We start from the raw sequence: 26,143 nt of genomic DNA on the forward strand, positions 1-26,143 counted from the left end.
GCCCGATGGCGTCAACGGCAAGCCCTTGCGCAGGTCAAAATCCGGGGTTTTCCACGGGCTGCGCGGGCTTTATACGGGGCAATGGCTGACCGGCGGGGCGACTCGGGCCGGGGTGGCCCATAAATCTCTGGCCGCGGATGGTCAGGCGCAGCAAGGACATATACATGGCATTCGGCGGGCTGTTTTCGACCGACATCGCAATTGACCTGGGGACCGCGAACACGCTGGTCTATGTCAAGGGCAAGGGCATCATCCTGAACGAACCTTCGGTCGTGGCCTATCACGTCAAGGACGGCAAGAAACAGGTTCTGGCCGTGGGCGAGGACGCCAAGCTGATGCTTGGCCGCACCCCCGGCAGCATCGAGGCCATCCGCCCCATGCGCGAAGGCGTGATCGCTGATTTCGACAGCGCCGAACACATGATCAAGGACTTTATCAAAAAGGTCCACAAGCGCACCACCTTTGCCAAGCCCAAGATCATCGTCTGCGTCCCCCATGGCGCCACGCCGGTGGAAAAACGCGCCATCCGCCAGTCGGTTCTGTCGGCGGGCGCGCGTCGTGCCGGGCTGATCGCGGAACCCATCGCGGCAGCAATCGGCGCGGGGATGCCGATCACCGACCCGACCGGCAGCATGGTCGTCGATATTGGCGGCGGCACCACCGAGGTCGCGGTCCTGTCGCTGGGGGATATCGTTTACGCGCGTTCGGTCCGGGTGGGCGGCGACCGCATGGACGAGGCGATCATCAGCTATCTGCGCCGTCACCATAACCTGCTGATCGGGGAATCGACGGCGGAACGGGTCAAGACCAGCATCGGCACCGCCCGGATGCCCGATGACGGGCGCGGCGCCACCATGATGGTGCGCGGGCGCGACCTGCTGAACGGCGTCCCCAAGGAGATCGAGATCACCCAGGCCATGATCGCCGAGGCCCTGTCCGAACCCGTTCAGCAGATCTGCGAAGCCGTGATGGTCGCGCTGGAGGCCACACCGCCGGATCTGGCCGCCGATATTGTCGACCGCGGCGTCATGCTGACCGGTGGCGGCGCGATGCTGGGGGAAATGGATCTGGCGCTGCGCGAACAGACCGGGCTGATGATTTCCATCGCGGACCAACCCATGAGCTGCGTGGCGCTGGGAACCGGCAAGGCGCTGGAATATGAAAAGCAGCTGCGCCACGTCATCGACTACGACAGCTAAGGCCGGGGCATGGCGCGCAAGGGCTATGACTTTGCCACGCCGGTCCGGCGCGTGCTGATCGCCCTGCTGGCGCTGATGCTGCTGGCGATGTTCCTGTTCTGGCTGATCGACAGCCCGCGGGCCGAGCGGATGCGCACGGCTTTCGTCGACCGTTTCGTGCCGGGTTTCGACTGGGCGCTGGTGCCGGTGACACGGGCCGCGCAGATGGTGGGCAGCCTGCAATCCTATGCCCGGCTGTATGACCAGAATCAGGAACTGCGCCGTGAATTGCAAAAGATGCAGGCCTGGAAAGAGGCCGCCGTCCAGCTGGAACAGGAAAACGCCAAGCTGCTGGCGCAGAACAATGTCCGGCTGGACCCGGCGCTGACGGCGATTTCGGGTGTGGTGATGACCGACAGCGGCACCGCCTTTCGGCAATCGGTGCTGCTGAATGTCGGCACCCGTGACGGGATTGTCGACGGATGGGCGACGATGGACGGGCTGGGGCTGGTGGGCCGTATCAGCGGTGTCGGGCAGGCGACCAGCCGGGTGATGCTGCTGACCGACCCGTCCTCGCGCATTCCGGTGACCATCCAGCCCTCGGGGCAGCACGCGCTGCTGACCGGCGACAACACCGCGCTGCCTTTCCTTGATTTCATCGAACGCCCCGATGATGTGCGCCCCGGCGACCGGGTGGTCAGTTCCGGCGATGGCGGGGTGTTTCCGCCCGGCCTGCTGGTCGGGCAGGTGGCGCTGGGGACGGATGGGCGGCTGCGGGTGCGGCTGGCGGCCGATTACGGGCGGCTGGAATTCCTGCGCGTCCTGCGCAGCCACGAGGCCGAGCGCCTGACAGATCAGGGCGCGCTGATCCCCCCCACGCGTGAGGGGTTTATCGGCCCGCTGCCCGCCGCCCCCCTGCCCGGCACCGCCCCCGCCCCTGCGGCGGGGCAATAGGTTATGAATACGCCCGGCACCCGCCGCCGGATCGTGGGGATGGCGATCTATGCGCTGCTGGCGCTGGCCATTATCGTGTTGCGGCTGATGCCGCTGTCGCAGGGCAGCCTGCGCTTTCCCGGCCCTGACCTGTTGCTGTGTCTGTCGCTGGTCTGGGTGCTGCGCCGCCCGCGCGATGTGCCCGCACCGCTGATTGCCGGGCTGGTGCTGATCGAAGACATCGTCACCCTGCGCGCGCCCGGCCTGTGGGCGCTGGCCGTGCTGACCGGGACCGAAGCCGCCCGCCGTCGCGAACATCGTTGGCGCGACCAGCCGTTTCTGGTTGAATGGCTGCGCGTTGCGGTGCTGATGGGGGCAATGATGATCGGCACCCGGCTGGTGCTGATGCTGGTGCTGGTCCCGGTGCCGCCGCTGGGTCAGGTGGTGTTACAGTTTCTGGCCACGGCGGGCGCCTATCCCGTCGTGGCGCTGCTGGCGCGCTGGGGGCTGGGGCTGCGGCGGGGGGCCGCGACCGATCAGGACATGCAGGGGTAAAGATGCGCAAATCGGCCAAGGACATCGTCGAAAGCAGCCGCCTTGTGTCGCGCCGGGGGGTGCTGTTGGGCATTATCCAGGCCTCGGTCGTGGCGGTGCTGGGGCTGCGGATGCGGTCCATGCAGCTGGAACATGCCGATGAATACCGGCTGCTGGCCGATGGCAACAGCATCAAGATCCGGCTGTTGCCACCCGCGCGCGGGGTGATCCATGACCGCCACGGCACCGTGCTGGCCGGCAATGAACAGAATTACCGCGTCACCCTGACCCGCGAAGAGGCCGGCGATGTCGATCAGGTCATTGCCGGTCTGCGCCGCCTGATCCCGATGACCGACCAACAGGCCGCCGCCCTGCTGGCCGAGATCGCCCGGCGCAAGGCGATCACCCCGGTCAGCGTGGCCGACCGGCTTAGCTGGGAACAGTTTTCATCCATCGCGGTCAATGCCCCTGCCCTGCCCGGCGTGACCCCGGAATCGGTTCTGTCGCGGGTCTATCCGCGCCGGGGCGATTTCGCGCATGTTCTGGGCTATGTCGGCCCGGTCTCGGATTACGATCTGTCGCGGATCGAGGACCCTGACCCCATCCTGCGCCTGCCCGAGTTCCAGTTGGGCAAGGTCGGCTTTGAAGCCAAGATGGAGGATCTGCTGCGCGGCAAGGCCGGTGCCCGCCGGGTCGAGGTCAACAGCGCCGGACGCGAGATGCGCGAATTGTCCCGGCAAGAGGGCCAGCAGGGCGCCACCATCCAGATGACGCTGGATGCGGGGCTGCAAAACTATGCCCGCCAGCGCCTGGGCGAGGAATCGGCCGCCGCGGTGGTGATTGACGTGACCAATGGCGACATCCTGACCATTGCCTCGTCGCCGGTGTTCGACCCGAACAAATTCGTGCGCGGGATCTCGGTCGCGGATTACCGGGCGCTGACCCAGCATGACCACCGCCCGCTGGCCGACAAGACCGTGCAGGGCGTCTATCCGCCCGGTTCCACCTTCAAGATGGTGACGCTGCTGGCGGGGCTGGAATCAGGGGTCATCAACGCTGGCGACCGCTTTTACTGCAACGGCTCGACCGAAATCGCGGGGCGCAAGTTCCACTGTTGGCGGCGCGGCGGGCATGGCATGGTCGGCGCGGTGCAAAGCCTGGAACAGTCCTGCGACGTTTATTATTACGAACTGGCACAGCGCGTCGGCATCGACCGCATCGGCGCCATGGCGCGGCGGCTGGGGATCGGGGTGCGCCACGACCTGCCGATGTCCGCCATCGCCGAGGGCATCGCCCCGGACCGCAAGTGGAAAAAGGACCGCTATGACAAGGACTGGCTGATCGGGGACACGGTCAATGCCAGTATCGGTCAGGGCTATGTTCTGGCCTCGCCGCTGCAACTGGCGGTGATGACGGCGCGGGTCGCCACCGGCAAGGTGGTTCAGCCACGGCTGGTGCGCAGCGTCGATGGCCAGCCCGCCGCCGACCCGGTGTTCGAGGATCTGGGGCTGGACCCCGCGCATCTGAAGATCGCCAGGCAGGGCATGGACGCGGTGATGAATGGCAGTCGCGGCACGGCGGGGAAATCGCGCATCGTGCGCGACGACTGGCGCATGGCCGGCAAGACCGGCACCAGTCAGGTGCGCAACATCACCGCCGCCGAACGCGCGCGGGGGGTGATTTCCAACGACCAGCTGCCGTGGAACCGGCGCGACCACGCGCTGTTTGTGTGCTTTGCCCCGGTTCACGCCCCGCGCTATGCGGTGTCGGTGATCGTCGAACATGGCGGCGGCGGGTCAACGGCGGCGGCGCCGATTGCGCGCGACATTCTGCTGTATGCGCTGAATGGCGGGGTGCCGCCGCTGAATGCCTATCCGGCGGGGCAGCGCGGCGCGATCGAGGAAATGCACCAGCGCATGAACCTGACGCCGCAGGCCGCACCCAGTGCCGCCACCGGCAAGACGCGGGCATAGAAACATGGGCTATCTGGACTATAACAACCCGACCACGCCGACCGGCCTGCGCAAGATCCTGTATCTGAACTGGCCCTTGGTATTCCTGCTGACCGCCGTGGCCAGCGCCGGTTTCCTGATGCTGTATTCGGTGGCCGGGGGCGATGCCAGCCGGTGGGCCGAACCCCAGATCGAGCGCTTCATCGTCGGCATGGTCGCGATGATCGCGCTGGCCTTTGTGCCGATCTGGTTCTGGCGCTCGATCTCGGTCGGGGCCTATGTGATCTGTGTGGCGCTGTTGGTGGCGGTGGAACTGTTCGGCCATGTCGGCATGGGCGCGCAGCGCTGGATCGACCTTGGCCCGGTCAAGATCCAGCCGTCCGAGCTGATGAAGATCGCGCTGGTGCTGTTGCTGGCGGCCTATTACGACTGGCTGGACCTGTCACGGGTTTCGCGCCCGCTCTGGGTGGCGATCCCGGTCATTCTGGCGCTGATCCCCACGGCGCTGGTGCTGAAACAGCCCGATCTTGGCACCGCTGTCCTGCTGGTTGCGGGCGCAGGGATCGTGATGTTCGCCGCCGGGGTCAGTCTGTGGTATTTCGGCGCGGTGATCGCGCTGGTCAGCGCCCTTGTCTTTGGCGTGATGGAGACACGCGGCACCGAACACCAGTTCCTGAAAGATTATCAATACAAGCGTATCGACACGTTTCTGGACCCGACCAGCGACCCGCTGGGGGCGGGTTACAACATCATGCAGGCACAGATCGCGCTGGGGTCGGGCGGCTGGTCGGGGCGCGGCTTTATGCAGGGCACGCAATCGCGGCTGAATTTCCTGCCCGAGAAACACACCGATTTCATCTTTACCACCCTGGCCGAGGAATTCGGCTTTGTCGGGGCGTTTTCCCTGCTGATCCTGTATTCGCTGATCCTTGGCTTCTGCCTGCATTCGGCGCTGACCAACCGCGACCGCTTTGCCAGCCTGCTGACCATCGGCATCGCGGGGACGTTCTTTTTGTTCTTTGCCGTGAATATGGCGATGGTGATGGGGCTGATGCCGGTGGTGGGGGTGCCGCTGCCGATGGTCAGCTATGGCGGCACGCAAATGATGATCTTGCTGATGGCTTTTGGCATGGTGCAATCGGCCCATGTGCACCGGCCAGGATAGGGGGGAATGCCGTGAAAGTTCTGTTCGCTGCCAAGGGCTGGGATGCATGGTCCGGCCCGCTGCGCGCCGCCTGCCCCGAGATGACGCTGTGCCGCGAGGGCGACCCGGCGGGTTTCGACGCGGTGATCTGTGCCCCCGGCAGCACGCTTGAGGATTTCACCCCCTTTACCAAGACCCGCCTTGTCCAAAGCCTGTGGGCCGGGGTCGAACGCATCGTCACCAACCCGACGCTGGTCCAGCCGCTGTGCCGCATGGTTGACCCAGGACTGGCGCAGGGCATGGCCGAATTCTGCACCGGCTGGGTGATGCGCGCGCATCTGGGCATGGACAATTATGCGCAGGATGGCGCATGGCGGAACGCGCTGGTGCCGCCGCTGGCCGACAGCCGCCGCATCACCATTCTGGGCATGGGCGAATTGGGCCGCGCCACCGCCGCGATGCTGCGTGGCATCGGTTTTCAGGTGACGGGCTGGTCAGCCTCGGGGGGCGCGGTCGGGGGGCTGCGGGTGTTTGGCGGCGCCGATCTGGCGCAGGCGCTGGATGGGGCCGAGATTGTCATCACCCTGCTGCCCGACACGGCCCAAACCCGCGACCTGATCAACGCGGCCACACTGGCGCAAATGCCGCGCGGGGCGTGGCTGATCAACCCCGGACGCGGCACGCTGATCGACGATGCGGCGCTGATCGCCGCGCTGGACAGCGGCCATCTGGGTCACGCCGTGCTGGATGTTTTCCGGGCCGAGCCTCTGCCCCCCGAGCATCGGTTCTGGTCGCATCCTGGCATCACCGTCACCCCGCATATCGCCGCCGAAACCCGCCCCCAAACCGCCGCGCCGGTGGTGGCCGACAACCTGCGCCGCGCCATGGCGGACCAGCCGCTGCGTTACCTTGTGGACCGCGACCGCGGCTATTGATCAAAACCGCAGGATCGGCGGGCGCTGCGGGTCCATGCCCGGTGCGCGCGGTTGCCGGGGTTTGGCCGCCGCCGCATCGCCGCAATCGCCCGCATGATCGCCGCCACAGCCACAGCCCCCCGCACCGGCGGTCAGCGTAAAGGCCGCATCCGGCAGGTCGGGCAGGTCAAAGCCGATATCCAGACCGCCCGCAAGCGGGGGCAGGAAGGCCAGCATCTCGGCCAGCGATTTGGCGACGGCGGGGCGGTCATCGGGGGCAACCCCCGACAGCGACAGCAAATGCCCGCTGCGCCCGTCGGGCCAGTCCGCCGCCACCAGCGCCATTGATGTGACGTGCCCTTGCAGGCTGGCCAGACGTTCAGCCAGCGGTTCGGCCAGCGTCGCGATCATCAGCGGCAAGGGCGGGGACAGCCGCGCGGGGGCCGGGCTGGCGGCGCGGTCCGGCAATGCCGAGGACAGCCCCTCGACCAGCCAGTGCAGCATATCGGGCGTCAGCAAAATCTGCGATGCGCGGTCGGGGTTGACCAGCACCCCCACCCCCTGCCCGGCCAGAATCGCCGCCAGCACCCGCCCCGGCATCGCGGCATAGGGGGACGGCCCGTCCAGAAACCCCGACAGCCCCTCGTCCAGATCGCAGGCCAGCACCACCGGCCCCGCAGGCAGCTGGAACTGGCGCATTTGTGCCTGATCCCCGGTCGGCTCGGCCTCCAGCGCGACGAACAGCTCGGTATCGGCCAGCTTTTGCAGGATGCGCGCGCGGGTCGCGTCATCGGCATCGTGAAAAGCGGTTTGGCAAAGCTGGTCAAGCGGGGTCATGTCAGCACCTCGTGGATACGCGCCCGCAGCGCCGGCAGCAGATCCTGCGCGAACCACGGGTTTTTCTTCAGCCATGCCGTATTGCGCCAAGACGGATGAGGCAAGGGAAACAGCGCCGGCGCATGGTCGCGCCAGCCCGCCACGGTGGCGGAGACCGGCCCCGGTCCCAGATGCCAGCGCTGCGCATGACCGCCCACCAGCAACACCAGTTGCGGGTCCAGTTGCGCCATCACCCGCGCCCGCCATGTCTGCGCACAGATGGACGGCGGCGGCAGGTCGGCGCCCTTGAAATCATAGCCCGGAAAGCAAAATGCCATCGGCACGATGGCAATCCGTGACTGGTCGTAAAACGCCGCCCGGTCCAGCCCCAGCCAGTCGCGCAGCCGGTCGCCCGAACGGTCGTTGAAGGGCAGCCCGGTCTGGTGCACCCGCATCCCCGGCGCCTGCCCGACAATCAGCACCCGCGCGCCGGGACGGAACCACGCCACCGGGCGCGGCGCGTGGCGGGTCGCGGTCTGCGCGAAACGCGCCGCACAGATGCGGCAGGCACGAATCTGTTCGGGCAAATCAGTCATCGCCGCGAAAATACGACAAAAAAGAAGTCAGGTAACGAAATATCAATGATTGCGCCCTATGCTGGACAGCGCGTCGGACCGGGCCTATTCTGCGCCGGACGCACAAAAGCTGTTTTTGGGCAGGGTGCTGATTTCATTGGCGTTGCGCCCCGCGGAAGGGATGATCTGATGCTGGCGTTCGAAAACGTCTCCAAGTCCTTCTGGACCGGAACCCAGCGCAAGGTGATTCTGGACCGCGCGTCGTTTCAGGTCGAACTGGGCAACTCGCTGGGGATTCTGGCGCCCAATGGCACCGGCAAAACCACGCTGATCAACATGATGTGCGGGCTGGAAAAACCCGATGAAGGGGTGATCCGGCGCAATTGCCGGGTGTCGTTTCCGCTGGGTTTCATGGGCGGGGTGGTTGGCAATCACTCGGCCAATGAAAACGCCCGTTTCATCGCCCGCGTCTATGGTCTGGACCCCGACTATGTCGAGGCGTTTTGCCGCTGGCTGACCGATATCGGTGAATATTTCGACCAGCCGGTGGGGCTGTACAGTTCGGGAATGCGGGCGCGGTTCACCTTTGCCCTGCTGCTGGCGCTGGAATTCGACCTGTATCTGATCGACGAGGGGATGCCCAACAGCACCGACCCCGAATTCAACCGCAAGGCCGGCGGCGTCCTGTTCGAGCGGCTGAAGAATGCCACCGTGATCGTCGTCTCGCACCAGGCCGCGACGCTGGAAAAATTCTGCCGCAAGGCCGCTGTGCTGCGCCACGGGCAGCTTTATCAATTCGAAACCCTCGACGAGGCCAAGCAGTTCTATGACTACACCGCCTAAGGCCACGCGCTTTCACGCCCGCCGGGACGAAGCGGCTTTGACGCAGGCCCGCAAGGCCGCCGAACAGGCCGACACGGCACCTGCCACCGCTGCGCCTGCCGATGGCGGGGCTGCCAATGCGCCCGCGCCATCGGACGCGACCGCATCCACCCCGGCGCCCCGTCAGGGGCAGGCGCGGGTGTTTCTGCGTCGCTCGCTGAACCGGCCACAGGACGCGACCACCCCGCCCCCCGCCAGCGACCCGCAGGCCGAGGCTGCGCGCCTGATGGCCACACCCGCGACCACCGATGACGGCTTTGGCGATATGCGTTTTCCCGGTGCCGGGGACGGTCCTGAAAAGCAAACCGCTGCGGCCGGGGATGCGGGGGGCAGTGGTGCCGAACCCGATGATCCGCTGAACGCCGAAATTGAAAAGGTCCGGGCCGAGAACCATTCCCAGCGGAAATTGCGGCTGGCGCGGCGGATCGCGGCGCTGCATCAGATCGACGCGGCCAGCGACGAAGAGGCCGTGGTGCGCCTGCGTCAGCGCGGCATCGACCCGTTCCACCGCGGCGTTCTGGGCAAGGTGCTGTCAAAGGCGGGCGATCAGTCACAGCGCGCGCCGGGCCAGAATGTGCCCGCCACGGTCACGCCGCCCCAGCCCCCGGCCCGCAGGCCCGCCGCGCCGCCCCCCGCCCCCCCCTCGGGCGAGCCGCTGACCGACCAGCGCCGCGCGGCAGAGCTGATCCGCATCCAGCGCGATATTGCCCGCCGCCGTCAGCGCCGGGCGATGATGATGTTCACCCGGCTGGCCTTTTTCGTGTTCCTGCCGACCATCATCGCCGGCTGGTATTATTTCACCCAGGCCACGCCGCTGTATGGCACCGAATCGCAGTTTCAGATCCAGACCGCCGATGGGGCCGGGTCCAGCAAACTTGGCGGGCTGATGGGCGGCTTGCAGACCAATACCGATGCCGTTTCGGTGCAAAGCTATCTGACCTCGCGCGATGCGATGGCGCGGCTGGACCGAGATCTGGGCTTCCGGCAGGCCTATCAGGACCCTGCCATCGACCCGCTGCAACGTCTGGCGCCCGATGCCACGAACGAGGAAACCTATAAAACCTATGAAAAATCGGTGAAAATCGGTTACGACCCTACCGAAGGTGTCCTCAACATGGAGGTGATCGCCCCCGATCCCGCCTTGTCGAAACAGTTTTCGCTGGCGCTGATCCGCTATGCCGAGGAACAGGTTGACCATCTGACTGCGCGCCTGCGCGAGGATCAGATGAAAGGCGCACGCGAGAATTATCAGGATGCCGAACAGAAGGTTCTGGATGCACAGGCGCGGGTGCAGGGCATTCAGGAAAAGCTGGGGATCGTTGATGCGGCGGCCGAAGGCGGGCTGATCATGTCGCAGGTCAGCCAGCTTCAGGGCGAACTGACCAAGAAACGGCTTGAACTGGCCCAGCTCGAGGCCAATGCCCGCCCCAATGCCAGCCGTGTGGCCGGTGTGCGTGGCGATATCGCCCGGATCGAGGATATGCTGTCCAGCCTGCGCACCCAACTGACCGAGGCCACCGATGGCCGAGATTCCATCGCCGCCATGCAGGGCGAATTGCGCATTGCCGAAAGCGATCTGCAAACCCGTCAGGGCCTGCTGGCCGGCGCGGCGGAACAGATGGAAATGGCCCGGATCGAGGCCAATAAGCAGGTGCGCTATCTGTCGGTCTCGGTCGCGCCGGTGCCGCCGGACGAACCCACCTATCCGCGGGCTTTCGAAAACACGCTGGTGGCATTCCTGATCTTTTCGGGTATCTATCTGATGCTGTCCCTGACGGCCTCTATCCTTCGTGAACAGGTATCCGCATGACCCGACCCATCCATGTTCCGGCCCGTGACGTCACCTTTGGCAATGACCTGCCGCTGGTGCTGATCGCAGGTCCCTGCCAGCTTGAAGGGCTGGACCACGCCCTGTCCATCGCCGCCCCGCTGGCCGAGGCCTGCCGCAAATCCGGCGCCGGTTTCGTGTTCAAGGCCAGCTATGACAAGGCCAACCGGACCTCTCTGTCGGGGCGCCGGGGCGTTGGCCTGGATGAGGGGTTGCGGATGCTGGAAACCGTGCGCGACCGCATCGGCTGTCCGGTCCTGACCGATATTCATGACGCCGAACAGGCGCGCGCGGCGGGCAACGTGGTCGATATCATCCAGATCCCCGCTTTCCTGTGCCGTCAGACCGATTTGTTGCTGGCTGCGGGTCAGACCGGCGCCGTGGTGAATATCAAGAAGGGTCAGTTTCTGGCGCCCTGGGACATGCCCAATGTTGCCCAGAAGGTCGCCAGCACCGGCAATGACAAGATCATGCTGACCGAACGCGGCGTGTCTTTCGGCTATAACACGCTGGTGGCCGATATGCGCAGCCTGCCGATCATGGCACGCAGCGGCTATCCGGTGGTGATGGACGCGACGCATTCCGTTCAGCAGCCGGGCGGTCAGGGCGGATCAAGCGGCGGACAGCGCGAATTCGCCCCGGTCATGGCCCGCGCCGCCGTATCGCTTGGCGTCGCTTCCGTTTTCATCGAAACCCACCCCGACCCTGACAACGCCCCCTCGGACGGACCGAACATGATCCGCCTTGACCAGATGGACCGGCTGATCGACAGCCTGATGCGCTTTGACCGGCTGGCCAAGGCCGATCCGGTGATGGGTGAAATTGAGTAAGATTGGGGCCGCCCCACAAGGGCCGCCCCATATGAAATAAAGGGAGGACATATGTCTGATCATACCGGCAGCACGCTGAACATCTTTTTCATGGCCGAACCGGGTCCACTGGAACCGCAGGCACATTTGCTGGTCAGCGCGCTGAAGGTGAATTGTCAGGACGGTTTCCGGCTGCAAGCCTTTTGCAGACAGGAAAAGATCGACGGGCTTCATCCCGAAACCCTGTCCTTTTTTGAGGCAAATAATGTTGCGCTGACCCCGCTTGAGAACCAGTTCAGCGACAACTACCCGGCGGGGAACAAGTTATTTGCGTCCAGCAAGGTGTCAGGGGCGGACTGGCACCTGTTTCTGGACACTGACACATTGCTGTTAAAGCCGGGGGCGTTCCTGTCTGATATTGCGCCAAACCATGTTGGCATGTGTCTGGACACGGTCAATGGCTGGTCCGATGATGAGGGTCAGTGGGACCTGCTGTTTGCTAAATATCCGAATGCCCGACCGGTCGAGAAGGTCACACTTGGTCGGGGGGCGCAATCCTATCCTGTCTATAATGCCGGGTTTGTCCTGTTCCCGGATGCCCCGCGCCATTTTGGCCAGATCTGGCTGGAAACCGCGCTGGAAAAGGACCAGCAGCCTGGCTTGGCCCGCAAACGGCCATGGCTGGACACGTGTTCGCTGCTGCCGGCGCTGGCGGACCCGGATGCCCCGCCGTTGCAGGTGCTGGACAGCAGATGGAACCAGACGACGGAACTGGCCGATGCTGAAACCATGCTGGTGCATTATCACGGCCTGCGCCAATTGATCAGCTTCGGCTGGGAACAGGTCACGGACCAAATTCTGGCGGCTTCTGACAGCCCGTTTGACAACCTGCGCGATCTGGTCAGCACCTATCGCAATTGGGGGGTCGAGGGTGATCTGTTCCGCCGCGCCATGCGTCACGGGATGCGGGGCTGATCACGCCACTTGGCCCCGGATCGCCCGCGCCGCGGCATGACCGGATGCCCAGGCCCATTGGAAATTATACCCCCCCAGCCAGCCGGTCACGTCCACGGCCTCGCCAATGACATAAAGCCCCGGCTGGCGGCGGCTTTCCATGGTGCGAGCGTGCAGATCGCGGGTATCAAGCCCGCCAACCGTGACCTCGGCGGTGCGATAGCCCTCGCTGCCCACGGGCTTGACGGTCCAGCGGTTCACCCGCCCGGCCAGCCGGTCCAACAGCTTGTGCGGCTGGTCCGCCAGTCGCGCACCGGTCAGCCCCTGTTCGGCCAGAATCGCCTCAGCCAGACGGGTCGGCAGCCAGCCCGACAGCACGCTGCCCATCCCCACTTTGCCGCCCTGTGCCTTGCGCGCCTTCAGTTGCGCCGCAATATCGGTTCCGGGGCACAGATCCAGAATCACCTGATCGCCGGGCTGCCAAAAGCTGGACAATTGCAGGATGACCGGCCCGGAAAGGCCGCGATGGGTAAACAGCAAATCATCGCTGAAGACTTGCTTTCCGACCCGGCCAGACACCGGCAGCGCAACCCCGGACAGCGGGCGGATACGGTCCAGCTCCTGCGCCGCAAAGGTCAGCGGGACAAGGCCGGGGCGCGGCTCGACCAGACGCATCCCGAATTGCGCCCCGATCTGATAGGCCAGCCCCGTCGCGCCCATTTTGGGGATCGACCGCCCACCCGTCGCCAGCACCAGCCGGGGCGCCGTGACCACCCCGTCGCTGAGGGTCACGCGAAAACCGCCCGTCACAGCCGCCACCGATTCGATGCCAGTGTTCAGCCGCAGACTGGCGCCTTGCGCCCGCGTCACCAGCATCTCGACGATCTGGCGGGCCGAGCCGTCGCAGAACAGCTGTCCCTGCGCCTTTTCATGCCAGGCAATCCCGGCCCGGTCGACCAGCGCCACAAAGTCGCGCGGCGTGAAGCCTGCCAGCGCCGAGGCGCAAAACCGCGGATTCTGTGAAAGAAACCGGTCTCGGGCCGTCGCAAGATTGGTAAAGTTGCACCGCCCCCCGCCCGAGATGCGGATCTTTTCCCCCGGCGCGCGGGCATGATCGACGATCAGCACCCGCATTCCCTGTGACAGGACCGAACCGGCGCAGAAAAGTCCTGCCGCCCCCGCCCCCAGAATGACCAGATCATAATGTTCCATGGGCCCGCCTACCCCGCCGGAAAAATTTGGACAAGTTTCCTTTTTTTCCTCTTGCACCCCCGGCGCAGCAGGGCTAGTAACGCCCGCACCGTTGGGGCGTAGCCAAGTGGTAAGGCAACGGTTTTTGGTACCGTGTACCGTAGGTTCGAATCCTACCGCCCCAGCCATCTTTCTGAAAACGCATCATTCTTTGGCACAGCACTGCTGAAATCGGCGGGCTGGTCACGCCTGCGGCCCATTAGCACTTGCCTTTCAGCGCGACGGGCGCGACCCTGCGCCACCCGCAACCACCCCGCCGAACCGCCATGCCCATCGCCCCCGCCCCGCAGCCACGCCGCATCGTCATGGTGGCCCACAGCCGCAAACTGGGCGGGATCGAACGCCATGTGCTGGCCCTGTCGGCCGCGCTGCACGAGGCTGGCCACAGCATCGCCTTTGCCGGGCCGTGTGCGGGATGGCTGGGGCAGGCCATGGTCAGCGCCGGGCATGATGCCATCGACCTGCCGATGCGGGGGATGTATGACGCGCTGTCCGCGTGGCGGCTGCGGCGCTTTGCCCGGCGCTGGCGGGCGGATCTGTTGCATGGCCATGCCCAACGCGGCACCCGCTATGCGCAATGGGCGGCGACGGCATCCTGCCCGGCCATCGGCACCGCCCATGCGACCAATGCCAGCAAATGGTTTGCCCGCGACACCCCGATCATCGCCGTGTCTGCCGCTGTGCGCGACTTTCTGGCCGCGCAGGACGGGGCGCCGCAGCGGCTGGATCTGGTCTATCCCGGCGTCGCGGATCTGGGGCTGGCACCGCCCCCTGACCCGGCCCCCATATCTGCGTCGCGACCGCTGATGCTGGGGATGCTGGCGCGGCTTCAGCCGGTCAAGGGCCACGATATCGCGCTGGCGGCGCTGGCGCTGTTACCGCCTGACCTGCCCGTGCGACTGGCCTTTATCGGGCCGGATGACACCGAATGGGCACAGCAAATGAAGGCGCGTGTCGCGCAGGACGGGCTGTCCGACAGGGTGGCGTTCTGGGGCGCGCGATCCGATATTCAGGCGGTCTTTGCGCAGATGGACATCATGCTGGCCCCCTCGCGCCGCGAGGCGTTATGCCTGTCGCTGATCGAGGCCGGCGCCGCCGGTCGCCCCGGCATTGGCGCCGATATTGGCGGCATCCCCGAGGTCATTACCCACGGCCAGTCCGGCCTGCTGGTCCCGCCCGAAAACCCCGCGGCCCTGGCCGATGCCATCATCCGGCTGGCCAGCGACCCCGGCCTGCGGCACCGCATGGGCCAGGCCGCCCGCGCGGTATTCGAGGCCCGCTTTACCCGCAGCGCCATGGTTCGCGGCACCGAAGCCTGTTATGACCGCGCCATCGCCGCAGCAAAGGGTCTGGGATGAGCGGGATCTCGATTCTCATGTATCATCAGGTGGGCCGGTTCGGTCGCGTCCGAACCCACCGCGCGTCCTATTGCGATGTGGGGCGCTTTCGGGCGCAGATGCGGGCGCTGAAAAGGTTGGGCATCCCGGTGATCGGCATGTCGCAAGCCGCCCGCGCCCTGCGGGGTCAGGTGCCCATGCCCGACCGCGCCGTGGTGCTGACCTTTGACGATGGCTGCCGGAATTTCCGCGAATACGCGCTGCCGATCCTGCAGGAATACGGCTATCCCGCAACGGTTTACGCAATCGCGGGGATGGTCGGCGGTCAGGCCGACTGGCTGGCCGAATCGGGCCACCCCACCCCGCCGCTGATGACCTGGCGCGAGCTGCGCGACATTCACCGTCAGGGGGGCGAGATCGGCAGCCACAGCCTGAACCACATCCGCCTTGCCGACCGGGATGCCGCCACCCAGTTGCGCGAAATGACCGACAGCAAGGCCTGCCTGCAAGACCAGTTAGGGGCGAAGGTCGCGCATGTCTGCTATCCCTATGGCGCGCATAATCAGGACACGCTGCACGCGGCGGCACAGGCGGGCTATGACACCGGCGTCACCTGCCAGCGCGGCGCCGCCACCCCGTCCTTCGACCCGCTGGCCCTGCCGCGCAAGGCGGTGTCCTATGGCGACAATACCCTTGGGTTCCTGTGGAAACTGTATCTGAAGGACCGCACCAAACGCCCGGCCCTGATGCGGCCTGACTGGCCGGCGCAGAACGGCTGAATCGAGAAAATTGGCGCACCCGAGAGGATTCGAACCTCTGGCCTCTGCCTTCGGAGGGCAGCGCTCTATCCAGCTGAGCTACGGGTGCCTGCGCGCCTTTTACGCATCCCGCGCGGCGGGTGCAATGGGGTCAGGCGAAAAGCTCTCGACAAAACGACAGGGCGTCGATCAGGGCGTCGACCTCGGCGCGGGTATTATACATGGCAAAGCTGGCGCGGGCGGTGGCGGTGGTGCCCAGAAAATCCATCAGCGGCATGGCGCAATGGCTGCCGGCGCGCACGGCGATGCCGCGTTTGTCCAAAATCGTGGCAATGTCATGGGCATGGGCGCCCTGCATCGTCATCGAAAAGATTGCGCCTTTATCCGCCGCATCCCCCTGAATATTCAGCCAGTTCAGGCTGCGCAGGCGGTCGCGGGCGTAATCGCGCAGGTCGCGTTCATGCGCGGCGATGCGGTCCATGCCGATACCCATCAGATAGTCCAGCGCCACGCCAAGGCCGATCTGGTTGACGATGCCGGGGGTGCCGGCCTCGAACCGCAGGGGCGGATCGGCGTAATCGACGCTGTCACGCGTCACCGTGCGGATCATGTCGCCGCCGCCCATGAAGGGGCGCATTTCGGCCTGACGCTGGCGGGCGATCCAGATCGCACCCGACCCCGAAGGCCCATACAGCTTGTGCCCGGTAATGGCATAGAAATCACAGCCAAGCGCCGCCAGATCGACCGGCATATGCACGGCGGCCTGACTGCCATCGACCAGCACCGGCACGTCTGTTGCGCGACAAATCGCGGCGATATCGACCACGGTGCCTGTGACATTGGACATATGGGTGACGGCGATCAGCCGGGTTTTCGGCCCCACCGCCGCCAGCAGTTTTTCGGGGGGCAGGCTGCCATCCGGCTCTGGCTCGACCCATTTCAACACCACGCCCTGACGTTCGCGCAGGAAATGCCACGGCACGATATTGGCGTGATGTTCCAGCACCGACAGCACAACCTCATCGCCCGGCTGAAGCCGCGGCGCGGCCCAGCCATAGCTGACAAGGTTAATCCCCTCGGTCGCGCCCGAGGTCATGATGACCTCGTCGTGATGCGGGGCGTTCAGAAAGCGGGCGATGATGGCGCGCACGCCCTCATATTTCTCGGTCGCCAGATTGGACAGGTAATGCAGGCCGCGATGGACATTGCTGTATTCGTCCTCATAGGCGCGGGTCATGGCGTCGATCACCACGCGCGGCTTTTGCGCGCTGGCCCCGTTATCAAGGTAAACCAGCGGCTTGCCGTTCACCTGACGCGACAGGATGGGAAAATCGGCGCGGATCTGTTCGACGTCATACATCAGGGGGCCTCGGGCATGGGCGGGGTGATGCCCAGCAGGGTCAGCAGGATCGACAGCGCCAGCGCCGCCACGAAAAACGTCGCCAGCGCGCCCATGGCGGTCAGGGCCAGACTGGCAAAGCCATGCAGGGCGCGGGCAAAGGCCACGAACAGATAGATCGAGACCAGCAGCGCCACCACCCCGAACAGGCTGGCCACGGCGGGAAAAAACACCATCATCACGGTTTGCAGCGCCTGCGCGGCGGCCATCAGCAGCTCGACCCAGGCGACGATCAGCAGCGCATCGGCAAAGCCGCCGCGCCCGCCAAAGGCCCGCCCCGCCGCCGCCATCAGCCAGGCAATAATGGTCAGCCCGGCAAATTGCATCGCCGCCATTTTCAGCGGCTGACCGGCCAGCGCCGCCAGCGGGTTATTGACCGGAATCGGGAACAGCGCCAGCGACAGCCGCGCCAGCAGGGTCGAGGACACGACCGCCAGCGCCAGCACCATCCAGCGCACCTGCACCGGCAGGTCCAGCGATTGCAACCCGCGCAGCGCCGCATCGGGCTGGCGCAGCGTCAGGATGGCAAGTGATTTCAGGTCATTCAGGGTCATGGCGGCCTCGGGACAATGCGGACAGGCCCGCCATCCATATCACCACAAAGCCGATGCCCGCCAGCGCCTGAACCAGCGACGTTGCCGCACCCGGACCGGCCAGCCCCGCCGACAGCCCGGCAAGCAGCATCACCGGCGACACCGCCAGCAGCGCCCAGAACAGCGCCAGCCTTGCGTGGCGCGGGTCGATGGGCCGGCCGATCAGCCGCATGACCCCGCCCGACAGCGCCGCCAGCGCATAGGCCAGCAGCGGCATAATGAACATCACCGCCAGCCCCGCCCCGCCAAGCCGCGCGGCCAGCGGGATGGACGGGTCCAGATGCGCGGCGCGGGCATGAACCGGCCATTGCGCGACGAAAAACACCGCCAGCGCCGCCATCAGCACCACGACCAGCGCGCGTTCCGGCATGTCGCGCAGCCCCCGCACCACCTGCGCGGGGCGCAGCCAACTGGCCAGCAGGCGCGGCACAATTCCGGCGGGCGGGGTGGCCATGGCGTTAATCCTGCGCCCGCGCGGTCAGCCAGTCGTCCAGCCGGGCAAAGATCGCGGCGCGCAGGCCCTCGTCCTCAATCTCGTCCAGCGTATCGGCAAGGAAGGACAGCACCAGCAGCACGATCGCCCGCGATTTCGGCACCCCGCGCGAGCGCAGATAGAACAGCGCCGTTTCATCCAGCGCCCCCGTGGTCGAGCCATGGCTGCACTGCACGTCGTCGGCGTAAATCTCCAGCTCAGGCTTGGCAAGAAACTGGCTGCCCTCGTCCAGCAGCAGGGCCTGGCTGATCTGATAGCCATCGGTTTTCTGCGCGCCGGGCTTGACCAGAATCTTGCCCTGAAACACCCCCTGCGCACCGTTTTTCAGCACTTTCTTGAACACCTGACGGCTTTCACAGCGTTCCGCCGCATGGGTCACGAAAACGGTGTCGTCGTGGTGGAAATCGCCGTCATCGCCATCCCCCAGCACCGCGCCGGCCACATGGGCCACGGCGTCGTCACCGCTAATGTCGATCACCGATTCATTGCGGATCATCCGGCCATTGACCGACAGCGCAAAGGATTTGAACAGCGCATTCGCGGCGACACGGGCAAAGATATGGCTGACGGACAGGCGGTCGTTTTCGGCCCGCATCGCGGTCAGATGGTGCAGTTTGGCGCCCTCTGCCACGTCCACCTCAAGCATCGCGTTCCAGCGCGCCCCGGCGGCGCCGGTTTCAAGGATCGTGGCCTCGGCCCCCGGTTCCAGCCGGACGACATGGTGCCAGACCACATCCGCCGCTGCGTCGCCGCGCTGTTGAATGATGTGGATCGGGCGTGACGGCGTGCCGGTGACGCGGATCAGCGCGCCATCGGCGGCGGCGGCGGTGTTCAGCGCCGCAAAGGGGCGCGCGACCGGCGACTGGCCGGCGGCCTCGAGCGTGCCGTAAAGGCCGGCGGCCCAGTGATCGCCTGCTTCGGCCTCGGCCAGCGTGGTGATCTGAACCCCCTCCAGCGTCAGGTCATCAGAGGCCGCAGCGTCAAAGCGCCCATCCACGAAAACCAGCCGCAGCCGGTCCAGATCGGCAAACAGCGTGGCGGCGCTGCCCTGATCCGCGACAGGCGCGGGCTGGGGCGCGTTCAGCAGCGCGGGCTTGGTATACAGCCAATATTCGTCGCGCGCATGGGGCAGACCCATCGCGTGCAGGCGGTCACGGGCGGCGGCGCGGGCGGCCTTGGTAAACCCGCCCTCGGGCAGATGCAGCGCCGGCAGGCGGTCGGCCAGCGCCTTGGCGCGACCTTCCGCGCGCGGGTCGCTTGTGCGGGTGGCGCCGTCCATTACCGGACCTCCGCCAGAATATCGGCGTAACCGTTCTTTTCGACCTCCAGCGCCAGATCGGGACCGCCGCTTTTCACGATGCGGCCATCATACATGATGTGGACGACATCGGGTTTGATATGGTCCAGCAGGCGCTGATAATGGGTGATGACCAGAAACGCGCGGTCAGGGCTGCGCAGGGCGTTGACGCCGTCCGAGACCAGACGCATCGCATCCACGTCCAGACCGGAATCGGTCTCGTCCAGAATGCACATCTTGGGTTCCAGCATCGCCATTTGCAGGATCTCGTTGCGCTTTTTCTCGCCGCCCGAGAAGCCGACATTGACCGGGCGTTTCAGCATCTCGGCGTCGATTTGCAGGTCTTTGGCCTTGGCACGCACCAGTTTCAGGAAATCGCCCGCCGACAATTCATCCTGCCCGCGCGCCTTGCGCTGCGCATTCACGGCGGTGCGCAGGAAGGTCATATTGCCCACGCCGGGAATTTCGACCGGATATTGGAAGGCAAGGAACAGACCGGCGCTGGCGCGGTCCTCTGGCTCCATCTCCAGCAAGTCCTGACCGTCCAGCGTCGCGCTGCCTTCGGTCACCTCATAGCCGTCGCGGCCCGACAGAACGTAAGAGGTCGTCGACTTGCCCGAGCCATTCGGCCCCATGATCGCGTGCACCTCGCCCGCGGGGACGGTCAGGTTCACCCCTTTGAGGATCTGCTTGTCCTCTTCCCCAAGTTTGACGTGCAAATTTTTGATTTCCAGCATCTCTAACCCTTAGTCTTTCCCCGAGCCGTAACCCGCAAGCCGGTTTCGCTTTAACTTTGTGCGCCGCTCGGCCCAAGCAAAGTAAATGAACATCAAAATCCCATAAATGGCACCGGCGACCCCACCATTCACCCATGATATGTCGCGGCCATCATAGTGCATCCACAGCGTCCAGATGACGCTGAACCCAATCGCACAGAGCACCGCCATGATTGCAGCGACCCTCACCCCACCGACCCTTCAAGGCTGATCGCCACCAGCGACTGTGCCTCCATCGCGAATTCCATCGGCAGGGCTTGCAGCACCTCTTTGGCGAAACCGTTTACGATCAGGGCGATGGCCTCTTCCTCGCCCATGCCGCGGGCGCGACAGTAAAACAGCTGGTCATCATCGACCTTGCTGGTCGTGGCCTCGTGTTCGACGCGGGAACTGGTGTTCTTGACCTCGATATAGGGCACGGTATGGGCGCCGCATTTATCCCCGATCAGCAGGCTGTCGCATTGGGTATAGTTGCGGCTGTTCACCGCCCTGGGGTGCATCGACACCAGCCCGCGATAGGTATTCTGCGCCTTGCCCGCGCTGATACCCTTGGACACGATGCGCGACCGGGTGTTCTGACCCAGATGCACCATCTTGGTGCCGGTATCGGCCTGTTGCGCGTTATTGGCAATGGCGATGGAATAGAATTCGCCGCTGCTGTCATCGCCGCGCAGGATGCAGGACGGGTATTTCCAGGTGATCGCGGACCCGGTTTCCACCTGCGTCCACATTACCTTGGCGCGGTCCTCGCGGCAGTCGGCGCGCTTGGTGACAAAGTTATAGATGCCGCCCTTGCCCTCTTCATCGCCGGGGAACCAGTTCTGGACGGTGGAATATTTCACCTCTGCATCTTCCAGAATCACGATCTCGACCACGGCGGCGTGCAGCTGTGCGGTGTCGCGCTTGGGCGCGGTGCAGCCCTCAAGATAGGACACATAGCTGCCCTTGTCGGCAATGATCAGCGTGCGCTCGAACTGGCCGGTATTTTCGGCATTGATGCGGAAATAGGTCGACAATTCCATCGGGCAGCGCGTGTTCGGCGGGATATAGACGAAAGACCCGTCACTGAACACGGCGCTGTTCAGCGTCGCGAAAAAATTGTCCGATTGCGGCACCACGCTGCCAAGATATTTCTGCACCAGTTCGGGATGCTCGCGGATGGCCTCGCTGATGGAACAGAAAATGACCCCGGCTTTGGCTAGCTCGTCCTTGAAGGTGGTGCCGACGCTGACACTGTCAAACACCGCGTCCACGGCCACTTTGCGGGCCTCGGCAGGGGCGTCGCCCGCCCCCTCGACCCCGGCCAGGATCATCTGTTCCTTCAGCGGAATCCCCAGCTTTTCATAGGTCGCCAACAGCTTTGGGTCGACCTCGTCCAGCGATTTGGGCTTGGTTTCCATCGACTTGGGCCGGGCGTAGTAATACTGGTCCTGATAGTCGATTTCAGGGTAATTCAGCATCGCCCATTTGGGTTCGGTCATGGTCTGCCAGCGGCGGAACGCGGCCAGTCGCCAGTCCAGCATCCATTCGGGTTCGTTATTCTTCTGACTGATCAGCCGGACGATATCTTCGTTAATGCCCTTGGGGGCATAGTCCATCTCGATCTCGGTATCCCAGCCATATTTATAGCTGCCCATGTTCTGCACGGTTTCGACCGTCTCGCGGTCGACACCTTCGCGCACCTGCGTCTCGTGCATCTGGGTCTGATGTTCAGCCATCGTCTTCCTTCCCGAAGGGCCGCAGCCCCAGCATCATCCGTTCCGTTCGCGCCAGCGCGCCCATGCCGCCAGCCAGACATCCGCAAAACGCATGGCATCCCGCTGATCCACCCCCGGACCGAACGAGACGCGAATTGCATCGCCCGCATTTTCCGCCGCGATTCCCATGGCCTGCAACACGCCGCTGGCGCGCAGCTTGCCCGACGAACAGGCCGAGCCCGCCGAAACGGCAAAACCGGCCAGATCCATCTGCATCACCTGTGTTTCGCCCCGCCATCCCGGTGTCAGGATGGACAGGGTGTTGGGCAAGCGTCGGGATTCGCACCCCGGAAACGTAACATTTTCCGTCGCGCTTTCCAGATGCGCCTGCAACGAATCACGGATTTCTGACGTTTTTTCCCAGATTCCTTGATCCAGATCATTTTGCGCCGCTTTTGCCGCCGCTGCGAAACCCATGATGCCGGTCAGGTTCTCGGTCCCGGCGCGGCGCCCCTGTTCCTGACCGCCACCCCGGATCTGCGCGGCAATATCGGTGCCGCGCCGCAGCACCAGCGCGCCGACCCCCTTGGGACCACCCAGCTTGTGGGCGCTGACGATCCCCGCCGTGACCCCCAGCCAGTTAAAGGCCATCGGGATTTTTCCGAAAGCCTGCGTCAGATCGCTGACGGCCAGCCCCTCGGGCAGGGTCTGGATGACGCCGGTTTCGCTGTTGGCCAGTTGCAGGGTGCTGGCCGCCGGGTCGCTGACGCTGACCAGACCGCCCGCATCCACCGGCAGGCTGTCGCCACACCACGCCCGCACGGCATCATGTTCGACCGCCGCCCCATGCAGCCCGCGCCCGGCCATGGCCAGCGCCGCGGCCTCGGTCGCGCCCGAGGTAAAGACCACATCCGCACCCTCGGCCCCCAGCGCGGCGGCCACCTCCTCGCGGGCGCGCTCAAGCGCCGTTTTCGCGGCCCGGCCCTCGGCATGGACGCTGGAGGGGTTGCCGGTGATCTCCATCGCCGCGATCATCGCCGCGCGGGCCTCGGGGCGCAGCGGCGTGGTGGCGTTCCAGTCCAGATAGGTCCGGCTCATTCCGCATCCCCGTTCAGCGCGCTGGCAATGCGTTCGGCCAGATGGCGGGCGACCTCGGGCTTGGACATGCGCGGCCAGTCCTCGACCCCGTCGACCGTGATCAGCGACACGGCATTTTCGCTGCCGCCCATAATGCCGGTGCCGGGGCTGACATCATTGGCCACGATCCAGTCACAGCCCTTGCGGCGGCGCTTGACCAGCGCGTTGGCGATCACGTCGTCGGTTTCGGCGGCGAACCCCACCACCAGATCGGGGCGATCCGGCCCCGGCTGACTGACCCAGGCCAGAATGTCGGGGTTTTCGGCCATTTCCAGCGCTGGCGGGCGGCCCGAGCCATCCTTTTTCATCTTGCTGCCACTGGCGTTCAGCACCCGCCAATCGGCAACCGCCGCCGCCATCACCGCCGCATCGGCGGGCAAGGCGGCCTGCACCGCGTCGCGCATCTGGCGGGCGGTTTCGACGCGGATCACCTGCACCCCGTCGGGGGGCGCAACCTCGGCCGGGCCAGTGACAAAGCTGACCCGCGCGCCCAGATCGCGCAGCGCCGCCGCGATCGCCGTGCCCTGCGCCCCGCTGGACCGGTTGGCGATATAGCGCACCGGATCAATCGGCTCGTGCGTCGGACCCGAGGTCACCACCACATGCCGCCCCGCCAGCGGGCGGTGCCGGGGCAGCGACACCACCGATTCCGGCGGCAATCGCAGCGGGCGCGCGGCCTGCAATTGCGCGCGGATGGCGGCGACAATGGCGTCAGGCTCGGCCATGCGGCCCGGCCCGTATTCGCCACAGGCCATGTCGCCCTCGTCAGGGCCGACAAAGGCAATGCCGTCATCGGCCAGCGTGTCACGGTTGCGGCGCGTGGCCGGGTGGTCCCACATGCGCAGATTCATCGCGGGCGCGATCAGCACCGGCTTGTCCGTCGCCATCAGCAGGGTCGAGGCCAGATCATCCGCCGCCCCAGCCGCCATTTTCGCCATCAGATCCGCAGTCGCCGGCGCCACCACCACCAGATCGGCCACCCGCGACAGCTGGATATGCCCCATCTCGGATTCTCGGGTCAGGTCGAACAGCGCCTGATGACATGGCTCGCCCGCCAGCGCGGACAGGGTCAGCGGGGTGACGAATTGCGCCCCGGCAGTGGTCAGCACCGGGGTGACCGACACGCCCTCGCGCTGCAATGCGCGGATCAGTTCCGGGGTCTTGAACGCGGCAATGCCGCCGCCCACGATCAGCAAAATACGGCTGCCCTGCATGGTCCCCTCCGTGATGGTTTCGCCCCCTCAGATAGGCGCTTCGGCGCGGCGGGGCAAGAAATCGCCGCCGGGCGCGACCATGTTAACCATTTCCTAACCATTTGCGCCTATGTCGGGGCAAGGGCAGCCGCGAATGGGGAAGCTATGGTCGCGATCGCGCATACGGTCGCCTTTGTCGGGGTCGAGGCCCGGCTGGTCGAGGTTCAGGCATCGCTAAGCGCCGGTTTGCCGGGTTTTGCGATTGTCGGCCTGCCTGACAAGGCGGTATCCGAGGCGCGCGAACGTGTGCGCGCCGCGTTTCAGGCCATGTCCGTGGCCCTGCCCGCGCGCAAGATCACCGTCAACCTGTCACCCGCAGACCTGCCAAAAGAGGGGTCGCATTTCGACCTGCCGATTGCTTTGGCGGTGCTGGCGGCGCTGGATATTCTGCCCCCTGACCAGATCGACCGCGTGGTGTCGCTGGGGGAATTGTCGCTGGACGGGCGGCTGGTGGCGGTCAATGGCGCCCTGCCCGCCGCACTTGCCGCGTCCGAGGACGGGCGCGCCCTGATCTGCCCCGCCGCCTGCGGGGCCGAGGCCGCGTGGATCGACGCGGTCCCGGTTTTTGCCTCCGCCACCCTGCGCGATGCGGTCCATCACCTGACCGGCACCGCCCCCCTGACCCGCGCCCGCCCCGGCGAGGTGCAGATGCCGCCGCGCCACACCGATATGCGCGACATCAAGGGGCAGGAACGGGCCAAGCGGGCGCTGGAAATCGCCGCAGCCGGGCGCCATCACCTGCTGCTCAGCGGGCCACCCGGTGCGGGGAAATCCATGCTGGCCGCGCGCCTGCCCGGCCTGTTGCCGCCACTTGCCGCCGCCGAGGCTCTGGAAAGTTCGATGATCCAGTCGCTGGCCGGGCTGCTGGATGACGGCGGCATTTCGCGTCAGGCGCCCTTCCGGGAACCGCATCACACCGCCTCGATGGCAGCGATGGTGGGCGGCGGGCGCGGTGCCCGCCCCGGCGAGGTCAGCATGGCCCATAACGGCGTGCTGTTTCTGGACGAATTGCCGGAATTTTCGAAATCGGTGCTGGAAACCCTGCGCCAGCCCATCGAAACCGGCGAGGTCGTGGTCGCCCGCGCCAATGCCCATATGCGCTATCCCTGCCGGTTTTTGCTGGTGGCGGCGGCCAATCCCTGCCGCTGCGGCTATCTGACCGATGCCAACCGCGCCTGCGCCAAGGCCCCCACCTGCGGCGCCGATTATCTGGGCCGCCTGTCGGGGCCGTTGCTGGACCGCTTCGACCTGCGGATCGAGGTGCCCGCCGTGTCGATTGCCGACCTTGAACTGCCCGCGACCGGCGACGACAGCGCCACCATCGCCGCCCGCGTGGCCGCCGCGCGCGCATTGCAGGCAGACCGGTATCGCGGGCTGGCCGGGGTGCAGGTCAATGCCGATGCGTCGGGGGCGCTGCTGGAACAGGTCGCGGCCCCCGATGCGGCCGGTCGCGCCCTGATCGCCCGCGCTGCCGACCGGCTGGGGCTGACGGCGCGCGGCTATCACCGGATTTTACGCACCGCCCGCACCATCGCCGATCTGGACCACAGCCCCCGCGTCGAACGCGCCCATCTGGCCGAGGCCATCGGCTATCGCCTGCCATTTTTGCAAGGCGGCTGATCGGCACGCCGAC

24 protein-coding genes and 2 tRNA genes are annotated in these 26,143 nt (G+C 65.7%); 14 read left to right on the plus strand and 12 right to left on the minus strand.

Annotated features, from left to right (window positions below):
• The first annotated feature begins 164 nt into the window (after nt 1-164).
• The 6 genes from ACFXP9_RS03565 to ACFXP9_RS03590 are packed head-to-tail and all read left to right on the plus strand — an operon-like array spanning nt 165 to nt 6,676.
• Nucleotides 165-1,199, plus strand: a complete 1,035-nt coding sequence (locus tag ACFXP9_RS03565; protein WP_397205862.1) for a rod shape-determining protein — start codon at nt 165-167, stop codon at nt 1,197-1,199.
• A 9-nt stretch (nt 1,200-1,208) separates the two neighbouring features.
• The gene (gene mreC, locus ACFXP9_RS03570) at nt 1,209-2,132 is read left to right on the plus strand and encodes a rod shape-determining protein MreC (RefSeq protein WP_397205864.1); all 924 of its coding nucleotides are present in this window, start codon (nt 1,209-1,211) and stop codon (nt 2,130-2,132) included.
• A gap of 3 nt (nt 2,133-2,135) precedes the next feature.
• Nucleotides 2,136-2,666: a rod shape-determining protein MreD gene (locus ACFXP9_RS03575; RefSeq protein ID WP_397205866.1), complete on the plus strand. Its 531-nt coding sequence runs from the start codon at nt 2,136-2,138 to the stop codon at nt 2,664-2,666.
• A 2-nt stretch (nt 2,667-2,668) separates the two neighbouring features.
• Entirely contained in the window at nt 2,669-4,618 is a 1,950-nt protein-coding gene (mrdA, locus tag ACFXP9_RS03580) for a penicillin-binding protein 2 (protein ID WP_397205868.1), read from the plus strand.
• A 4-nt stretch (nt 4,619-4,622) separates the two neighbouring features.
• Nucleotides 4,623-5,762: a rod shape-determining protein RodA gene (gene rodA, locus ACFXP9_RS03585; protein WP_397205870.1), complete on the plus strand. Its 1,140-nt coding sequence runs from the start codon at nt 4,623-4,625 to the stop codon at nt 5,760-5,762.
• An 11-nt stretch (nt 5,763-5,773) separates the two neighbouring features.
• Complete coding sequence (locus tag ACFXP9_RS03590; protein WP_397205872.1) at nt 5,774-6,676, plus strand: 2-hydroxyacid dehydrogenase; 903 nt, start codon at nt 5,774-5,776, stop codon at nt 6,674-6,676.
• Here the strand turns inward: ACFXP9_RS03590 and ACFXP9_RS03595 are convergent, their stop codons facing one another.
• Both ACFXP9_RS03595 and ACFXP9_RS03600 read right to left on the minus strand, forming a co-directional pair.
• Complete coding sequence (locus ACFXP9_RS03595) at nt 6,677-7,492, minus strand: SseB family protein (protein ID WP_397205873.1); 816 nt, start codon at nt 7,490-7,492, stop codon at nt 6,677-6,679.
• Nucleotides 7,489-8,067, minus strand: coding sequence for a uracil-DNA glycosylase family protein (locus tag ACFXP9_RS03600; RefSeq protein ID WP_397205875.1), 579 nt, complete (start codon nt 8,065-8,067; stop codon nt 7,489-7,491). The genes ACFXP9_RS03595 and ACFXP9_RS03600 overlap by 4 nt, the downstream gene beginning before the upstream one ends.
• Before the next feature lie 168 nt (nt 8,068-8,235).
• Between ACFXP9_RS03600 and ACFXP9_RS03605 the strand changes: the two genes are divergently transcribed.
• From ACFXP9_RS03605 to ACFXP9_RS03620, 4 genes are read left to right on the plus strand one after another with little or no spacing between them, the layout of a single operon-like run.
• Entirely contained in the window at nt 8,236-8,889 is a 654-nt protein-coding gene (locus tag ACFXP9_RS03605) for an ABC transporter ATP-binding protein (protein WP_397205877.1), read from the plus strand.
• Entirely contained in the window at nt 8,873-10,738 is a 1,866-nt protein-coding gene (locus tag ACFXP9_RS03610) for a capsule biosynthesis protein (protein WP_397205878.1), read from the plus strand. The genes ACFXP9_RS03605 and ACFXP9_RS03610 overlap by 17 nt, the downstream gene beginning before the upstream one ends.
• Nucleotides 10,735-11,586, plus strand: a complete 852-nt coding sequence (gene kdsA / locus ACFXP9_RS03615; protein WP_397205880.1) for a 3-deoxy-8-phosphooctulonate synthase — start codon at nt 10,735-10,737, stop codon at nt 11,584-11,586. The genes ACFXP9_RS03610 and kdsA overlap by 4 nt, the downstream gene beginning before the upstream one ends.
• Before the next feature lie 51 nt (nt 11,587-11,637).
• Complete coding sequence (locus ACFXP9_RS03620; protein WP_397205882.1) at nt 11,638-12,540, plus strand: hypothetical protein; 903 nt, start codon at nt 11,638-11,640, stop codon at nt 12,538-12,540.
• On the opposite strand, the gene ACFXP9_RS03625 is transcribed toward ACFXP9_RS03620, so the two are convergent.
• Nucleotides 12,541-13,731, minus strand: coding sequence for a BaiN/RdsA family NAD(P)/FAD-dependent oxidoreductase (locus ACFXP9_RS03625; protein WP_397205884.1), 1,191 nt, complete (start codon nt 13,729-13,731; stop codon nt 12,541-12,543).
• A 92-nt stretch (nt 13,732-13,823) separates the two neighbouring features.
• On the opposite strand from ACFXP9_RS03625, the gene ACFXP9_RS03630 reads away from it, so the two are divergent.
• From ACFXP9_RS03630 to ACFXP9_RS03640, 3 genes are all read left to right on the plus strand, one after another.
• Nucleotides 13,824-13,898: transfer RNA gene (locus ACFXP9_RS03630), tRNA-Gln, on the plus strand.
• Between the two features lie 138 nt (nt 13,899-14,036).
• Entirely contained in the window at nt 14,037-15,128 is a 1,092-nt protein-coding gene (locus tag ACFXP9_RS03635; protein ID WP_397209999.1) for a glycosyltransferase family 4 protein, read from the plus strand.
• Complete coding sequence (locus ACFXP9_RS03640; RefSeq protein ID WP_397210001.1) at nt 15,125-15,886, plus strand: polysaccharide deacetylase family protein; 762 nt, start codon at nt 15,125-15,127, stop codon at nt 15,884-15,886. The genes ACFXP9_RS03635 and ACFXP9_RS03640 overlap by 4 nt, the downstream gene beginning before the upstream one ends.
• An 11-nt stretch (nt 15,887-15,897) precedes the next feature.
• Here the strand turns inward: ACFXP9_RS03640 and ACFXP9_RS03645 are convergent.
• The 9 genes from ACFXP9_RS03645 to coaBC form a co-directional block, all read right to left on the minus strand.
• Nucleotides 15,898-15,974 (minus strand) — tRNA-Arg (locus tag ACFXP9_RS03645).
• Nucleotides 15,975-16,016: 42 nt separating this feature from the next.
• Nucleotides 16,017-17,225, minus strand: a complete 1,209-nt coding sequence (locus ACFXP9_RS03650; protein ID WP_397205892.1) for a cysteine desulfurase — start codon at nt 17,223-17,225, stop codon at nt 16,017-16,019.
• Nucleotides 17,225-17,818 carry a YIP1 family protein gene (locus ACFXP9_RS03655; RefSeq protein WP_397205894.1) on the minus strand — a complete coding sequence of 198 codons (594 nt, stop codon included), beginning with the start codon at nt 17,816-17,818 and terminating at the stop codon, nt 17,225-17,227. Before ACFXP9_RS03655 ends, ACFXP9_RS03650 begins: the two co-directional genes overlap by 1 nt.
• Nucleotides 17,805-18,311, minus strand: coding sequence for a hypothetical protein (locus tag ACFXP9_RS03660; protein ID WP_397205896.1), 507 nt, complete (start codon nt 18,309-18,311; stop codon nt 17,805-17,807). The genes ACFXP9_RS03655 and ACFXP9_RS03660 overlap by 14 nt, the downstream gene beginning before the upstream one ends.
• 4 nt (nt 18,312-18,315) lie before the next feature.
• Nucleotides 18,316-19,629 (minus strand): SufB/SufD family protein, encoded by a 1,314-nt coding sequence (locus ACFXP9_RS03665; protein ID WP_397205898.1) that lies wholly within the window; start codon nt 19,627-19,629, stop codon nt 18,316-18,318.
• Complete coding sequence (gene sufC / locus ACFXP9_RS03670) at nt 19,629-20,384, minus strand: Fe-S cluster assembly ATPase SufC (protein WP_397205899.1); 756 nt, start codon at nt 20,382-20,384, stop codon at nt 19,629-19,631. Before sufC ends, ACFXP9_RS03665 begins: the two co-directional genes overlap by 1 nt.
• Before the next feature lie 224 nt (nt 20,385-20,608).
• Entirely contained in the window at nt 20,609-22,141 is a 1,533-nt protein-coding gene (gene sufB, locus ACFXP9_RS03675; protein ID WP_397205901.1) for a Fe-S cluster assembly protein SufB, read from the minus strand.
• Nucleotides 22,142-22,174: 33 nt separating this feature from the next.
• Nucleotides 22,175-23,218 carry a cysteine desulfurase family protein gene (locus ACFXP9_RS03680; protein WP_397210003.1) on the minus strand — a complete coding sequence of 348 codons (1,044 nt, stop codon included), beginning with the start codon at nt 23,216-23,218 and terminating at the stop codon, nt 22,175-22,177.
• The gene (gene coaBC / locus ACFXP9_RS03685; RefSeq protein ID WP_397205904.1) at nt 23,215-24,471 is read right to left on the minus strand and encodes a bifunctional phosphopantothenoylcysteine decarboxylase/phosphopantothenate--cysteine ligase CoaBC; all 1,257 of its coding nucleotides are present in this window, start codon (nt 24,469-24,471) and stop codon (nt 23,215-23,217) included. The genes ACFXP9_RS03680 and coaBC overlap by 4 nt, the downstream gene beginning before the upstream one ends.
• Before the next feature lie 144 nt (nt 24,472-24,615).
• Between coaBC and ACFXP9_RS03690 the strand changes: the two genes are divergently transcribed.
• Nucleotides 24,616-26,130, plus strand: a complete 1,515-nt coding sequence (locus ACFXP9_RS03690; protein WP_397205906.1) for a YifB family Mg chelatase-like AAA ATPase — start codon at nt 24,616-24,618, stop codon at nt 26,128-26,130.
• Nucleotides 26,131-26,143: the final 13 nt, after the last annotated feature.

Source organism: Paracoccus jiaweipingae (assembly GCF_044335505.1).
In the GTDB taxonomy this organism is placed as follows: domain Bacteria; phylum Pseudomonadota; class Alphaproteobacteria; order Rhodobacterales; family Rhodobacteraceae; genus Paracoccus.

Coding starts and splice junctions, on each gene's coding strand:
- kdsA (WP_397205880.1), top strand. CDS start 10,735: ATGACCCGACCCATCCATGTTCCGGCCCGTGACGTCACCTTTGGCAAT.
- ACFXP9_RS03575 (WP_397205866.1), top strand. CDS start 2,136: ATGAATACGCCCGGCACCCGCCGCCGGATCGTGGGGATGGCGATCTAT.
- mrdA (WP_397205868.1), top strand. CDS start 2,669: ATGCGCAAATCGGCCAAGGACATCGTCGAAAGCAGCCGCCTTGTGTCG.
- ACFXP9_RS03605 (WP_397205877.1), top strand. CDS start 8,236: ATGCTGGCGTTCGAAAACGTCTCCAAGTCCTTCTGGACCGGAACCCAG.
- coaBC (WP_397205904.1), bottom strand. CDS start 24,471: ATGCAGGGCAGCCGTATTTTGCTGATCGTGGGCGGCGGCATTGCCGCG.
- ACFXP9_RS03690 (WP_397205906.1), top strand. CDS start 24,616: ATGGTCGCGATCGCGCATACGGTCGCCTTTGTCGGGGTCGAGGCCCGG.
- ACFXP9_RS03565 (WP_397205862.1), top strand. CDS start 165: ATGGCATTCGGCGGGCTGTTTTCGACCGACATCGCAATTGACCTGGGG.
- ACFXP9_RS03595 (WP_397205873.1), bottom strand. CDS start 7,492: ATGACCCCGCTTGACCAGCTTTGCCAAACCGCTTTTCACGATGCCGAT.
- ACFXP9_RS03680 (WP_397210003.1), bottom strand. CDS start 23,218: ATGAGCCGGACCTATCTGGACTGGAACGCCACCACGCCGCTGCGCCCC.
- ACFXP9_RS03635 (WP_397209999.1), top strand. CDS start 14,037: ATGCCCATCGCCCCCGCCCCGCAGCCACGCCGCATCGTCATGGTGGCC.
- ACFXP9_RS03600 (WP_397205875.1), bottom strand. CDS start 8,067: ATGACTGATTTGCCCGAACAGATTCGTGCCTGCCGCATCTGTGCGGCG.
- rodA (WP_397205870.1), top strand. CDS start 4,623: ATGGGCTATCTGGACTATAACAACCCGACCACGCCGACCGGCCTGCGC.
- ACFXP9_RS03640 (WP_397210001.1), top strand. CDS start 15,125: ATGAGCGGGATCTCGATTCTCATGTATCATCAGGTGGGCCGGTTCGGT.
- ACFXP9_RS03650 (WP_397205892.1), bottom strand. CDS start 17,225: ATGTATGACGTCGAACAGATCCGCGCCGATTTTCCCATCCTGTCGCGT.
- sufC (WP_397205899.1), bottom strand. CDS start 20,384: ATGCTGGAAATCAAAAATTTGCACGTCAAACTTGGGGAAGAGGACAAG.
- ACFXP9_RS03610 (WP_397205878.1), top strand. CDS start 8,873: ATGACTACACCGCCTAAGGCCACGCGCTTTCACGCCCGCCGGGACGAA.
- ACFXP9_RS03625 (WP_397205884.1), bottom strand. CDS start 13,731: ATGGAACATTATGATCTGGTCATTCTGGGGGCGGGGGCGGCAGGACTT.
- sufB (WP_397205901.1), bottom strand. CDS start 22,141: ATGGCTGAACATCAGACCCAGATGCACGAGACGCAGGTGCGCGAAGGT.
- mreC (WP_397205864.1), top strand. CDS start 1,209: ATGGCGCGCAAGGGCTATGACTTTGCCACGCCGGTCCGGCGCGTGCTG.
- ACFXP9_RS03620 (WP_397205882.1), top strand. CDS start 11,638: ATGTCTGATCATACCGGCAGCACGCTGAACATCTTTTTCATGGCCGAA.
- ACFXP9_RS03660 (WP_397205896.1), bottom strand. CDS start 18,311: ATGGCCACCCCGCCCGCCGGAATTGTGCCGCGCCTGCTGGCCAGTTGG.
- ACFXP9_RS03655 (WP_397205894.1), bottom strand. CDS start 17,818: ATGACCCTGAATGACCTGAAATCACTTGCCATCCTGACGCTGCGCCAG.
- ACFXP9_RS03665 (WP_397205898.1), bottom strand. CDS start 19,629: ATGGACGGCGCCACCCGCACAAGCGACCCGCGCGCGGAAGGTCGCGCC.